We start from the raw sequence: 12,749 nt of genomic DNA, 5'->3' as shown, positions 1-12,749 counted from the left end.
ATTTAACTGCTAATTCTTATTGGCAATCAAAAGGAAAAACGAATACTGATGTAAATGTAATCTCATCAGAGATCAATCCTGAAGAAACAATAGCGAAAATAACTAAAAGTTATGGCCTGGTGCAATGGCTCCACCAAGATCTAAAGTATTTTGAAAACCCTCCAGGTATTGTAATAAATGTCGCTCGGCATTTGCATAAGAGGTAAATGTAGATGCAGGTTCGTAAGCATCGGCGTCGGTTTTACTTTTATAAAAAGAATTAATTTGGAACACAAAAATATTCTCATCATTAATTGGCGACATAATTCTGGCCTTAATGGCATGGCCGTTTGCCTCAACAAAAAATTCTTTTAAAATGGTATATATTGTTGCAGACATAAAGACAAATTAAATTTAAACATCAGTTCAAAAATAAAAGTACTGTTATTAGCTGATGATTCAGCTTGTTATTGATAAGATAACATTAAATAAATATTAAATTAACATTGAATTAGTCCATAAGGCTGTTATCGCCTTATAGGTTCATAAGCATAAACTACCTGGTATTTACTGTCTTTCAGGTTGGCAGAAAGCTGTCCGATTTTTAAATTCTGTGCCTGTGGTGTAGGCTCACAATAAGAATATTTTTTGCCCTTATAGGTAATCGCCTTTCCTATAGGTGTATCAAATTGTACGGCAATGGTAAGGTGCTTAGGATACAATAAAGCGATCATGGGTAAATCGTATATTTCCTTTACCAGATAGAAAAACAGGGCAGCCCGGTCATCACAATCACTATAAGTGCTTAATAAAGTTTGCTCAGGCGAGAAACGTTTTTCTTCACCATAATTCTCACTATCATCTTCGTATAAAAAACTATATCGGGTAAACTTCATCAAATAATCAACACCTTTTTTCTTATCCAGGTGTTTCAAATTTTCTTTTAATGTTGGAATGAGCGAACTATAGGTTTCTCTACTCAGTGGGATGTTAAAATAACTTTCAAAGTCGACTACCGGATAGTTTTTGAAAATGGTTTGTACATTTTCATTCACTTTAAGTTTAAAATGCTGTACTTTTTGTCGATAACTAAACGCGATATCTTTCTCCTGATAACTATCCGGTTTAAAATCGGGCATACGCGTTACTTTATAAGAGAAGGCGTTTTTTGCTTCCGGAACGGAAATTTTAACCGGCTTATAAGTATCAGTCTGTTTAAATAGTTTTCCGTAATCGTGGTAATTTAAGCAGACAAACTTTTTACCGTCGACCATAAAAAAGGGGATATCACTAATATCTTCATCATTTCGTACATAAAAGATCACCTGATTATTCCCAACTGCCAGCCTGGCATCATAACCACATTTGCTGAGCAAAAACCATTTATATAAGGTATACCTGAAATAATTGTTTGCTTTAGGACTGATCTGCTCAGCAGTTTTACGGATCAGTTGGTAATAAATCCAGTCATTTAAGTCGTATTTTTTCTGATATTCTTTTAATGAAGAAAGAAGCGGTTCATAATCACCTGAAGAAATGCTGCTGTAGAATTTCGAAACTTCGGCAGCACTAGCTGTATTTGCTGTGGGTATTACGGTTGTAGAATCCAGTTTGAAATTGAAAGTACCGTTATAAAAATCAAACGAATAGTTTTGCCCCATCGCGATGTTGCTATTCATCACTATAGAAGCAAATAAAATAATGCTCGAAAATAATATGTAAATCCCTCGTATCAAACCACAACATATTTGGTTACATTAAATTTACTTATTATTAACGTTAAAGCAACAATTTCTTTATGTTAACAGGAGGCGCATTAGCTAACCGTGAATTAACATTGAATTTTAAAAACCAACCTAATCGTTTTTTAATGCGTAAAGATCTTTTCTTAAGTGTTTCAAAAGAGAAGTATTACAATCTTTGCAGGCGATTCTCCTTTAAATGAATGGGTTTACCAATACTGATTTTTAATTGATGGCCATTTTTATTGAATAATTCTGAAATCAATTTGGCCGTTTGTAATGACGGATGTATGAATTTTAGCAAACTGAAAAAAATCCCGTTATTGCCATGAAAATAGACTGGAAGAATGGGTACATTGGCTTTTGAGATGATTTTTCCAACCGACAGGATGCCACTCTCGGTCTGTAATCTGATTTTTTCTGAATTTATAAGAAGAAACTTCACCAGCGGGGAAAATAGCAACAGGGCTCCCGTCTTTTAGAACTTTTAAAGTTGTTTTTAATCCACTAATGCTTGATGCATCCTGAACTTTTTCGAAGGGATTGACGGCGATAATGCATTTTTCCAGGTTCGGGATTTTCTTTAATAGAAAGTTTCCCATAAACATGGTATCGGCACGCTGATTGGCTAGTGTGCTCAACAATGCAAGCGATTCAATTGCACCATAAGGGTGGTTTGCAATAGCTATAAATGCGCCTTCTTTCGGGATGTTGGCCAAGTCTTCATCACTGATCTGAATGGTAACACCTAAAACTTTAAGGATATGGTTTGCAAATTTTTCACCTTCTAAAGTATCGGCATCTTTAATAATTCCGTTAAATTCATTAATCTTTAAAAAAACGCATTAAAAAGGAAGCCAAACCAGGGATGGGAATTTTACAAATACCTGTTGCTTTTGAAAAATTTTCTTTAGAAATGACCGTCATAATGAGAATTCAAGATTGATTTCTATTCGAAAACCAACCTAATAAAAGATTATTTAGTTGAGCTAAATATAAGGGAGGGAAACATCCTGTTTTTCAAAGTCGAATGTTCATCATAGCTCATACAGAGTAGCTAAAGATAACGGAATAATATGAACAACTGCGTATTTATTCGTTAACAAATTGTATTGTAATTAATTCTATAAATAACATTTCATTAATATCAACTTAACAAGCTCACTATACTTTTGTGGCATAAATATTTGGTTAGTATTTATAAAGTTTAGGTTAGTTGATAATAAAAAACCCAGATGGATGTCTGGGTTTTTTTATTGAATGAAATTATAAGTTCTTGCCAAGTTTTTCCAGCATTTCTGGTGGAATATTGTGTGTATCTACAACTAAAAACCCATCCAGGCAATCAGAAAATTTAGGATCGATATTGAATGAAATAATCTTTGCATTCAAATTCATATACTGCCTTAACAATACAGGGATTTTAATGTGCGAATTTTCAATGTCACCAATAATACTGTCTAAATCCTTAAATGATTCACTACTGTCAACCAGTGTATCAGTAGAAATTGGTAAAAGATCAGCTTTAAATTTGTTTCTTGGTTTAACATATTTGGCCATCTCATAATCGAAATGGTTTTTTGTAATGTAATCAACAATTAAAGCTTTACTAAATTTAGAAAAATTGTTGCTGATACTTACCGGCCCGAACATATAGCGGTACTGTGGGTTATCAATCAGGTATTTTAAAATGCCTTTCCAAAGCAAAAATAAAGGAAGTGGCTTGCCCTGGTATTCTTTCCTGATCCACGATCTGCCAAGTTCTATCCCTTGGCGCAGCATTGGGTAAAACTGATCTTTCATTTTAAAGAGTTCAGAAAGGTAAAACCCACGGCGGCCCATGCTTTCTAAAATTTCGTCGCCCTTACCAATTCTGTACGCACCTACAATATTTTCTAAATCCCTATCCCAAATAAATAAATGGTTATAGTAAATATCGTAGTTATCAAGGTCTATTTTTTTGTTTGTTCCTTCACCCACTTCGCGGAAGGTAATTTCCCGCAAACGGCCAATTTCCCTTAAAATATTAGGAATCTTTAGTGTCGGAACAATATAAACTTCATAGTTTTTCTCCGTCCAAACCTTAAAATCCTCCAACTTTTCAACCTCACTTTTAATCAATAACCGCGAAGTTTCTTCAATAACCTCAGCAGGTTTCTTTTTAATTTTAAATAAGTTTAATGGATTGAAGAGTTTTTTCTCCCGTATCCAGTCCAATTCCAAGCGCATAAGTACGGGCCCTTAAAAAGTCCATCAACTTATTGCTGCTGTTCATGTGCGAAATTTCTGAAATCGCAATGGGCTTACCAATTCTTACCTTAATGGTGCGACCATGTTTATTTAAAAACTCCGAAGGAAGTTTTGCCGTGCGCAAAGTAGGGTGGATGAAGCTTAAAATGTTAAAGAAAACACCATTATTACCATGAAAATAAATAGGTACAACCGGAACTTTGGCTTTGGCAATAAGCTTACCAACAACCGGATGCCACATTCTGTCGGTTACCTGCTGCGCATCCAATTTAAAGGTAGAAACCTCTCCGGCAGGGAAAATTCCTATCGGAATGCCATTTCTCAGCAAATCGAAAGTAGTTTTTAAACCACTGATGCTTGAGGAGTGCTGAACATTTTCGAAAGGGTTTACGGCAACAAAAAACTCATCCAGATTTGGGATTTTCTTTAAAATAAAGTTTACCATCACTTTTGCATCCGGCCTAACGGTGCATAAAAGTTTTAACAAGAGCCAAACCTTCTACACCACCATAAGGATGGTTTGCAATGGCAATGAATGGACCTGTTTTTGGGATGCTATTTAAATCGTCGTCATCAAATTCGATAGAAACGCCAATGGTTTCCAGTATCTTATCTACAAACTCTAAACCTTTAAAGTGTTGATTTTGAGCGAATACATCATTGATGTCATTCAGTTTCATGATCTCCATCATCAAACCCGCTAAACCTGGTACACCTAGCTTATCTATCTTTGTCGCTTTCGCAAACTCAGACGTAGTTATGATCTTCATATATAATTCTTATGGCGTTGATAAGCAAAACCTGCCTCCAGTTTTGCAATCCCAAAAATAAGATTTATATTTATAATACACATGTCATATCACATCAATGAGAATTTGGCTCAATAAAAATTTTGGTTTTAGCAAAGGAGAATTTAATGGCTTGCTGTTTTTAGTATCCATTATTTTATTATTAAAGGCTATACCTTTATTATATAGTGCCTATAAACCCATTGAAAAAGATGATCCAAATCTGTTGAGCAGGATACAGAATATAACCATAGCCGACGAAAAATATGCTTCTGAGATCCGCGATCGGATTGAAAATCCTGACCGGGAAGATAAAAGTAAACTTTTTAAGTTCGACCCTAATACTTTGGATGCAACTGGCTGGCAGCATTTAGGTTTATCGCCTAAACAGGCACAAGCCATAGTAAATTATACCCAAAAAGGTGGCAGATTTTACAAAGCCGAAGATTTGAAGAAAATGTATACCATTTCTTCAAAAATGTATGGAAAACTGTTGCCGTATGTAAACATTGCTGATCAGCAAGGTAATTTTTCAAAAAAGTTTACACCATTTGAAAAAAAGGAATATGTGAAAAAGAGCCGCAGTTATTGTGGATATAAATCTGGCTGATTCTGCAAAATGTAGACGAGATAAAAGGAATAGGGGGAGCTTTTGCAAGCAGAATTGTTAAATACCGTAATCGACTCGGCGGATTTTATAAAAAAGAGCAATTAATGGAGGTTTATGGTTTGGATGCTAATAAATATGCAGCAATAGAAAGTCAAGTTTCGATGAGTGCCATACCTTTAAAGCAAGTCAATATCAATACCGCAACTTTTAACGATTTAAAAGCAAATCCCTATTTATCATACAACACAAATCGACGCCATTCGCCAGTATCGAAAATCAACACGGTGGTTATGCCGGTTCAACAGATTTAAAAAAGATCGTAATCTTAAATCAAGAGGTAATTGATAAGATTCTACCTTATATTTCCTTTTAAACGTTGATTAATTAATCTCTTAATTGCTTTTCACAAGCATTCGACTGTTAATTAATTGAGATGTATATCTTTCAATTTATATATACGCATAGCCCAACAAGGTGAAAGCAATTATTCTCATCAACAAAATCTTATTACCGGTTTATTCCCCAATAGTGTGAAAAAATATAAAAAACTTTTTCGGGTAATTTCGGGGCTTAAAATTAACCGATATACTAATTGAACCGAATACCATTTCATTCTGTAACTGCACAAATATTTTATGGTAATTAACTATGAAATAAATGTTTATAATTGCCTTTAACTAACTTAAAATATAATTTAATGAGCGTAAGCTTCGATTTTTCAGAAACAGAAACTCAGCAGAATGTTAAGGCCATGGTCCGCGATTTTGCTGAGAAAAACATTCGTCCGAATATCATGGAATGGGATGAGGCACAGCATTTCCCGATAGAACTGTTTAAGCAACTAGGAGAATTGGGTTTAATGGGCGTTTTGGTACCTGAAACGTATGGTGGCTCCGGATTGGGTTATCAGGAATATGTTGATGTGATTGTAGAAGTTGCCAGGGTTTGTGGTTCAATTGGCCTTTCGCTGGCCGCACACAACTCCTTGTGTACAGGGCATATTTTAGCATTTGCCAATGAAGAACAAAAACAGAAATGGCTGCCAAAGCTTGCAACAGCCGAATGGATTGGTGCCTGGGGTTTAACCGAAGCCAACACAGGATCAGACGCGCTTAGAATGATGACCACTGCTGTTGAAGATGGCGACGATTATATTATAAATGGAGCAAAAAACTGGATTACCCATGGTAAAAGCGGCGATATCGCTGTAGTAATGGTAAGAACAGGTGAGCAGGGGAGCTCGAAAGGGATTTCTGCCATTGTTGTTGAACGGGGTACACCTGGTTTTACAGCAGGTAAAAAAGAGAATAAACTGGGTATGAGGGCGTCGGAAACTACGGAAATGATTTTTGATAACTGCCGGGTACCTAAAGCCAATTTATTGGGAAATGTAGGTGAAGGTTTCAAACAGGCCATGAAAGTTTTGGATGGTGGAAGAATCTCGATCGCAGCATTAGCCCTGGGCATTGCCAAAGGTGCTTTTGATGCGGCAGTAGCCTATTCGAAACAGCGCCAGCAGTTCGGGCAGCCTATTTCAAGCTTCCAGGGCATTAGTTTTAAACTTGCCGATATGGCTACCGAAATTGAAGCCGCTGAATTATTGATCCGCCAGGCCGCCGATTTAAAAAACAGGCATTTACCTATGACCAAAGAATCGGCAATGGCAAAATATTTTGCATCAGAAGTTTCGGTAAGAGTGGCCACCGATGCCGTACAGATATTTGGCGGTTATGGTTACACCAAAGATTTCCCAGTTGAGAAATTTTATCGCGATAGTAAATTATGTACCATAGGTGAGGGCACATCCGAAATACAGAAAATTGTAATTGCCCGAGAAATATTGCAAGGGTAGAAAGGTATAAGGTTTAGGGTTTAAGGCTAATGTTGATCACCCTAAACCTTACGCCCTACACCTTCAACCTTAGAAACAACAAACCAAATATATTATGAGCAATCCGGACGGCTTAACCTCCTCCGGATTTTTTTTGTTCAATTTTCCCAAACCAACCCTTTATTGCCCTTGTTTTACTAACATTAAAGGTTAATTGAGTATGTCTAGAGGTCACTTAATCGATTTTAACAATTAACCGATAAATTAATGAACCATTGACTAATGAATTAAAATATGGCAAAGTATTCAGAAAAAGCTGGTGATAAAGTTGAGAAAACCATGCACGAAATGAAAGAGGGCAAGTTAAAAAGCGGCTCCGGTAAAAAAGTAACATCCAAAAAGCAAGCAGTTGCCATCGGATTATCAGAAGCAAGAAAAGAAGGAGCTAAGGTGCCGAAGAAAGGTTAAAAGCTTAAAGCCGAAAAACCAAAGCGAATAGGCAAGGTGAGTAAACTATCTTCCCACATCTTTAAGCTTTAGTCTTTGGGCTTTTCGCTTTCTGCTCATGTTCAGCTTATTGCGGTATATCTTTGGATGTTAAAATACTATCCACTACATATACACTAAATCCACGCCACGGTAGCGAATTTTTGTATTCTTTATAGTGTAATTCGTAAAACTTACCACTATTGGCCATCATTTTATCTGCTATTTCCTTATTTGCGATAGAAAATTCAAATTCATTATTCTGTAAAGTTCCTGTTTGTCTGGATTTTATACCGCTTTGAATCAATTTTCCTTCGTAGGTTTTAAACACATAACCCTTTTTTACCACATAATTTAATTCGCCTGCTTTAACGCCTTCGCCAAAAACAAAGAAATAACGGTAGTAACAAATTGCAATTAATGCAATAACAATTATTACTGCAATAATTGAGGTAACTTTTTTGCCTGTAGTCATAAATAATAATGTATATATAAATGTAGGTAATCAACAGATGAGTTTGCTTAATGATTTAAATTAAATTTCTTTTTTCTAAATCTTTCTAATTTTCAATCTTTTGCTTACATTTGCATCCCCGATAACAGGGGAAGAATTTAAAAACCACGAGAGGAGGTATTTCAGCGTTATGATCATTATCAACATTAAAGACGGCGAATCATTAGATAAAGCCCTTAAACGTTTCAAGAAAAAGTTTGAAAAAACTGGTGTATTGAGAGAACTACGTAGTCGCCAAGCATACGAGAAAAAATCCGTTGCTCGCCGTACTGAAATTAAACATGCTGTTTACATTCAGAACATGAATCTAGATACAACTTCATAGTTGTTTACGATATAAATATAAAAAGTCCTTCTGATTAAAATCGGAAGGACTTTTTTGTTTTAAAAGGAATCCAAAACTTTACAATAAACAATTAATTAATGATTTCTTTATATCAAAACTATTTGTAACTTCATATCAATGCCCGTAAAAAGATATTGAATGTTGCTAAAAAGTTTTATCACATATTTAACTCACGAGAAGCGCTATTCTCAACATACCATCGGCGCTTATCAAACAGATTTAGATCAGTTTGAGGCATACATCAATGATAGTTTCACACTCAGCTTCCTTGAAGTTAAGCATATACATCTAAGAAGTTATATGGTAGAATTGATGGAGCAGGAAGTATCCGAAAATACCATCAACCGCAAAATTTCAGCTTTAAGAAGCTTTTACAAATTTTTATTAAGGGCCGGAAAGATTGACCAAAATCCGACTGTATTAATTAAAGCCCCTAAAATTCCCAAACGGCTTCCAGTGTTTATTGATTCGCAAAAGATGGATCAATTGTTGGATTCTGAAAATTATTTCAATGAAAGTTTTCCTTCAGTACGCGATCATCTGGTAATTGAACTGCTTTTTGGTACCGGTATGCGTTTAACTGAGTTACTTCAGTTAAAAGAAACAGATATTGATGTGTATTCGGGAACAATCAAGGTATTGGGTAAAAGAAATAAGGAAAGAATTATACCTGTAAATAAACAGCTTATCAATCAGGTTGATACCTATATTAACCTAAAAAAGTTGCAAAACTTTAATAACAATTTGCTTATCTTAATCGTTACCAATACAGGTGCGGCGGCATATCCAAAATTAATATACCGCATTGTTACCTCATATCTAAACCACATATCAACCAATGAAAAGAAAAGTCCCCACGTGCTACGGCATAGCTATGCAACAAGTCTGCTAAATGCAGGAGCAGATTTAAATGCAATCAAAGAACTTTTGGGCCACGCAAGTTTAGCAGCAACCCAGGTTTACACCCACAATTCGATCGAAAGATTAAAAACAATTTATAAACAAGCCCATCCAAAGGCGTAAAAAAGGAGGAAAAATGAAAATCGGAGTTCAATCAATCCACTTCAGTGCAGACAGTAAGTTGTTAGATTTTATACAGAAGAAAGCGAACAAGCTAGATCAGTTTTTCGACCAGATCATTAGCGGAGAAGTGTATTTAAAGTTAGAGAACGTAGAAGACGAGGCCAATAAAATCAGTGAGATAAAACTCATTGTACCAGGTGGTACCCTCTTTGCAAAGGAACAATGTAAATCATTTGAAGAAGCCACAGATCTTGCGATCGAATCTTTAAGAAAGCAGATCACTAAACATAAAGATAAAACGCGCGCAAAATTAAGCGAGCATAAAGCAATTTTAACCGAAAGCGAAGCTGCTGACTACTAACATAGTCTGGTTTTATAAATAAAACGGCAACATCATTCATCATGGTGTTGCCGTTTTTTTATTAAAATACATTTTCATGGTAAACATTTTCTCCGTTATAATGATCAATCAGAAAAATGATTTGCTAAGTAATGTTTTGAAGTTTTTTAAGATATTTATACTATTTGAATTAATCAGGTAAGTATGTACGCATGTTTTAACCAAGTAGGTAAAAGCGTAAAATAAGGGTTAAGGCTAAAAACCGATTCACATTGCTTAAAACGTATTAAAAGTTAAAAATAATAATAAATTTTTATACAATAGCAAAGGGGCTGATTATGAAGTATCTATTATTGTAAATCGCGGCTTTTGGGTTAAAACACTAAAAAAGTTCTCTATTTTTTTTCAAATTTATTTTGAAGTGAAATATAAGTGTGTATATTTGCATTCCCTTTCGGAAACGGTGTTAAGCCAATCAGAAAAGGGTTGTTCTTTAAAAAGATAAAAGTTTTAAAAAAACACGTTAATAGTATGAAAAATGAAGATTTTTCGTATCATTGCACAAAATTTAAAGCCTCCTTAGCTCAGCTGGTAGAGCAACTGACTTGTAATCAGTAGGTCATTGGTTCGATTCCGATAGGAGGCTCTTTTTATTTTAAAGTGTTAGCATTTTGAAGTAGAAAATGGGGAGATTCCAGAGCGGCCAAATGGGACAGACTGTAACTCTGTTATCGCAAGATTTCGAAGGTTCGAATCCTTCTCTCCCCACACTTTAAATGAATGACCAAATGTTTTAATGATAGAATAAATCTCTCATTCTTTCATTCAATCAATCACTAGTTTTTAAAAGCGGAAGTAGCTCAGTTGGTAGAGCGATAGCCTTCCAAGCTATAGGTCGCGAGTTCGAACCTCGTCTTCCGCTCCAATAAGATTAGAAAAGTGGGCAGTTATTGGTTACAGTTTTAATTTGGTTAAAACTAAAAGGCTGGAACTGGAAACTAAAAAGCCGACTTAGCTCAGCGGTAGAGCACTTCCTTGGTAAGGAAGAGGTCATGGGTTCAATTCCCATAGTTGGCTCAGGATAATAAAGCTTTGTTAAATCTGTTTAATATGCAGTGTAGACAAGGTTTTTTGTGTTGCATTGCATCAAAACAATAAATAAAAATTAATAAAAAGTTAACCTACTAATTAGTTATAAATAAAATGGCAAAAGAAAAATTTGACCGTAGTAAACCGCACTTAAACATCGGTACAATCGGTCACGTCGATCACGGTAAAACAACTTTAACAGCAGCTATTACAAAAGTTTTAGCTGATGCAGGTTTATCTGAGGCACGTTCATTCGATTCAATTGACTCAGCTCCTGAGGAAAAAGAAAGAGGTATTACAATTAATACTGCGCACGTTGAATATTCAACTGCAAACCGTCACTACGCACACGTAGATTGTCCAGGTCACGCGGATTATGTTAAAAACATGGTTACAGGTGCGGCTCAAATGGATGGTGCTATTATCGTTGTTGCTGCTACTGATGGTCCAATGCCACAAACTCGTGAGCACATCCTATTGGCTCGTCAGGTTGGTGTACCTTCATTGGTTGTATTCATGAACAAAGTGGATATGGTTGATGATCCTGAATTATTAGAATTAGTAGAAATGGAAGTTCGTGAATTATTATCGTTCTACGATTTCCCTGGTGATGATATTCCTGTTATTCAAGGTTCTGCTTTAGGTGGTTTGAACGGAGATGCTAAATGGGTAGCAAAAATTATGGAATTAATGGATGCTGTTGATAGCTACATTCCAATTCCTCCACGTTTAACTGAGCTTCCATTCTTGATGCCTGTTGAAGATGTATTCTCGATCACTGGTCGTGGTACTGTAGCAACTGGTCGTATTGAGCGTGGTGTAATCAACTCTGGAGATCCGGTTGAAATCTTAGGTATGGGTGCTGAGAACTTAAAATCTACAGTAACTGGTGTTGAGATGTTCCGTAAGATCTTAGATTATGGTGAAGCAGGTGATAACGTAGGTTTATTGTTACGTGGTATTGAGAAAACTGATATCCGTCGTGGTATGGTAATCTGTAAACCAGGTTCAGTAACTCCTCACACAGATTTCAAAGCTGAGATCTATGTATTATCAAAAGCAGAAGGTGGTCGTCACACTCCATTCTTCAACAAATACCGTCCTCAATTCTATTTCCGTACCACAGATGTTACTGGTGAGATTTCACTAGCTGAAGGTACTGAGATGGTAATGCCAGGTGATAACGTTACAATCACTGTAAAGTTGATCAACGCTATCGCAATGGAAAAAGGTCTACGTTTCGCTATCCGTGAAGGTGGTAGAACAGTAGGTGCTGGTCAGGTAACTGAAATTTTAAAATAAATTTTAAATTCCGATTTATCGGAACTTAAAAAAATAAGAAAAGCAAAGTGTTTGAGCACGCTTAAGCACTTTGCTTTCTAATTACGGGAATAGTTCAACGGTAGAATAGAGGTCTCCAAAACCTTTGATCAGGGTTCGAATCCTTGTTCCCGTGCTCAAATTAATGATTGAATTAGTGAATGTTTTAATGATTGAATGTTTTTTCATTCTTTCGCTCACTAACTCAATCATTTAATCATTATAATATGGCTAAAGTAGTTGAGTTTATAAAAGAATCGTACGATGAAATGACCAATAAGGTTACATGGCCTACTTGGGGTGAACTGCAGAGTTCTGCAATTCTTGTATTGGTGGCTTCTTTAATTATTGCATTGGTTATTTTTGCAATGGATAAAGGATCTACATTTGTGTTAGATACTTTTTATAAATCACTTTCTAATTAATATTTA

General features: G+C 35.6%; 13 protein-coding genes, 5 tRNA genes and 1 pseudogene. 14 read left to right on the top strand and 5 right to left on the bottom strand.

Annotation, left to right across the window (positions count from 1 at the left end; translation table 11 throughout):
• Window positions 1–102: 102 nt before the first annotated feature.
• The 4 genes and pseudogenes from AC0IWE_RS12910 to AC0IWE_RS12895 form a co-directional block, all read right to left on the bottom strand.
• Window positions 103–378 (bottom strand): hypothetical protein, encoded by a 276-nt coding sequence (locus AC0IWE_RS12910; protein WP_055914911.1) that lies wholly within the window; start codon window positions 376–378, stop codon window positions 103–105.
• Between the two features lie 128 nt (window positions 379–506).
• Entirely contained in the window at window positions 507–1,658 is a 1,152-nt protein-coding gene (locus tag AC0IWE_RS12905) for a hypothetical protein (RefSeq protein ID WP_471793363.1), read from the bottom strand.
• A gap of 383 nt (window positions 1,659–2,041) precedes the next feature.
• Window positions 2,042–2,485, bottom strand: a complete 444-nt coding sequence (locus AC0IWE_RS12900; protein ID WP_471794037.1) for a 1-acyl-sn-glycerol-3-phosphate acyltransferase — start codon at window positions 2,483–2,485, stop codon at window positions 2,042–2,044.
• Window positions 2,486–2,987: 502 nt separating this feature from the next.
• Window positions 2,988–4,741: pseudogene (locus AC0IWE_RS12895) on the bottom strand (lysophospholipid acyltransferase family protein).
• Window positions 4,742–4,838: 97 nt separating this feature from the next.
• Between AC0IWE_RS12895 and AC0IWE_RS12890 the strand changes: the two are divergent.
• The 4 genes from AC0IWE_RS12890 (at window position 4,839) to AC0IWE_RS12875 (ending at window position 7,668) form a co-directional block, all read left to right on the top strand.
• Window positions 4,839–5,369: a ComEA family DNA-binding protein gene (locus AC0IWE_RS12890; RefSeq protein WP_471793362.1), complete on the top strand. Its 531-nt coding sequence runs from the start codon at window positions 4,839–4,841 to the stop codon at window positions 5,367–5,369.
• Entirely contained in the window at window positions 5,360–5,680 is a 321-nt protein-coding gene (locus AC0IWE_RS12885) for a ComEA family DNA-binding protein (protein WP_471794036.1), read from the top strand. Before AC0IWE_RS12890 ends, AC0IWE_RS12885 begins: the two co-directional genes overlap by 10 nt.
• Window positions 5,681–6,066: 386 nt before the next feature.
• Window positions 6,067–7,221, top strand: coding sequence for an acyl-CoA dehydrogenase family protein (locus AC0IWE_RS12880; RefSeq protein ID WP_055914896.1), 1,155 nt, complete (start codon window positions 6,067–6,069; stop codon window positions 7,219–7,221).
• A 273-nt stretch (window positions 7,222–7,494) separates the two neighbouring features.
• Window positions 7,495–7,668 carry a DUF6496 domain-containing protein gene (locus tag AC0IWE_RS12875; RefSeq protein ID WP_200912349.1) on the top strand — a complete coding sequence of 58 codons (174 nt, stop codon included), beginning with the start codon at window positions 7,495–7,497 and terminating at the stop codon, window positions 7,666–7,668.
• A 106-nt stretch (window positions 7,669–7,774) separates the two neighbouring features.
• On the opposite strand, the gene AC0IWE_RS12870 is transcribed toward AC0IWE_RS12875, so the two are convergent.
• Window positions 7,775–8,161, bottom strand: coding sequence for a hypothetical protein (locus AC0IWE_RS12870; protein WP_471793361.1), 387 nt, complete (start codon window positions 8,159–8,161; stop codon window positions 7,775–7,777).
• 169 nt (window positions 8,162–8,330) lie between these two features.
• On the opposite strand from AC0IWE_RS12870, the gene rpsU reads away from it, so the two are divergent.
• From rpsU to secE, 10 genes are all read left to right on the top strand, one after another.
• Window positions 8,331–8,525, top strand: coding sequence for a 30S ribosomal protein S21 (gene rpsU / locus AC0IWE_RS12865; RefSeq protein WP_025143268.1), 195 nt, complete (start codon window positions 8,331–8,333; stop codon window positions 8,523–8,525).
• A 159-nt stretch (window positions 8,526–8,684) separates the two neighbouring features.
• Entirely contained in the window at window positions 8,685–9,569 is an 885-nt protein-coding gene (locus AC0IWE_RS12860; protein WP_471793360.1) for a tyrosine-type recombinase/integrase, read from the top strand.
• 13 nt (window positions 9,570–9,582) lie between these two features.
• On the top strand, window positions 9,583–9,930 hold the full coding sequence (gene hpf, locus AC0IWE_RS12855) for a ribosome hibernation-promoting factor, HPF/YfiA family (RefSeq protein WP_055914885.1): 348 nt from the start codon (window positions 9,583–9,585) through the stop codon (window positions 9,928–9,930).
• Between the two features lie 552 nt (window positions 9,931–10,482).
• A tRNA-Thr gene (locus AC0IWE_RS12850) sits at window positions 10,483–10,555 on the top strand.
• A gap of 39 nt (window positions 10,556–10,594) precedes the next feature.
• Window positions 10,595–10,677, top strand: a tRNA-Tyr gene (locus AC0IWE_RS12845).
• A gap of 81 nt (window positions 10,678–10,758) precedes the next feature.
• Window positions 10,759–10,834: transfer RNA gene (locus AC0IWE_RS12840), tRNA-Gly, on the top strand.
• A gap of 80 nt (window positions 10,835–10,914) precedes the next feature.
• Window positions 10,915–10,986 (top strand) — tRNA-Thr (locus AC0IWE_RS12835).
• 126 nt (window positions 10,987–11,112) lie between these two features.
• Window positions 11,113–12,300, top strand: a complete 1,188-nt coding sequence (gene tuf, locus AC0IWE_RS12830; protein ID WP_029279334.1) for an elongation factor Tu — start codon at window positions 11,113–11,115, stop codon at window positions 12,298–12,300.
• An 83-nt stretch (window positions 12,301–12,383) separates the two neighbouring features.
• Window positions 12,384–12,454: transfer RNA gene (locus AC0IWE_RS12825), tRNA-Trp, on the top strand.
• 91 nt (window positions 12,455–12,545) lie between these two features.
• Complete coding sequence (gene secE / locus AC0IWE_RS12820) at window positions 12,546–12,743, top strand: preprotein translocase subunit SecE (protein ID WP_025143264.1); 198 nt, start codon at window positions 12,546–12,548, stop codon at window positions 12,741–12,743.
• The last annotated feature ends 6 nt before the right edge of the window (window positions 12,744–12,749 follow it).

It is taken from the genome of Pedobacter sp. AC402 (genome assembly GCF_979252805.1).
The sequence above is the reverse complement of the archived record's forward strand: the minus strand, read 5'-3'. Positions and strand labels throughout refer to the sequence as shown.

Coding starts and splice junctions, on each gene's coding strand:
- rpsU (WP_025143268.1), top strand. CDS start 8,331: ATGATCATTATCAACATTAAAGACGGCGAATCATTAGATAAAGCCCTT.
- tuf (WP_029279334.1), top strand. CDS start 11,113: ATGGCAAAAGAAAAATTTGACCGTAGTAAACCGCACTTAAACATCGGT.
- AC0IWE_RS12870 (WP_471793361.1), bottom strand. CDS start 8,161: ATGACTACAGGCAAAAAAGTTACCTCAATTATTGCAGTAATAATTGTT.
- AC0IWE_RS12905 (WP_471793363.1), bottom strand. CDS start 1,658: ATGAATAGCAACATCGCGATGGGGCAAAACTATTCGTTTGATTTTTAT.
- AC0IWE_RS12910 (WP_055914911.1), bottom strand. CDS start 378: ATGTCTGCAACAATATATACCATTTTAAAAGAATTTTTTGTTGAGGCA.
- AC0IWE_RS12880 (WP_055914896.1), top strand. CDS start 6,067: ATGAGCGTAAGCTTCGATTTTTCAGAAACAGAAACTCAGCAGAATGTT.
- AC0IWE_RS12875 (WP_200912349.1), top strand. CDS start 7,495: ATGGCAAAGTATTCAGAAAAAGCTGGTGATAAAGTTGAGAAAACCATG.
- hpf (WP_055914885.1), top strand. CDS start 9,583: ATGAAAATCGGAGTTCAATCAATCCACTTCAGTGCAGACAGTAAGTTG.
- secE (WP_025143264.1), top strand. CDS start 12,546: ATGGCTAAAGTAGTTGAGTTTATAAAAGAATCGTACGATGAAATGACC.
- AC0IWE_RS12860 (WP_471793360.1), top strand. CDS start 8,685: ATGTTGCTAAAAAGTTTTATCACATATTTAACTCACGAGAAGCGCTAT.
- AC0IWE_RS12890 (WP_471793362.1), top strand. CDS start 4,839: ATGAGAATTTGGCTCAATAAAAATTTTGGTTTTAGCAAAGGAGAATTT.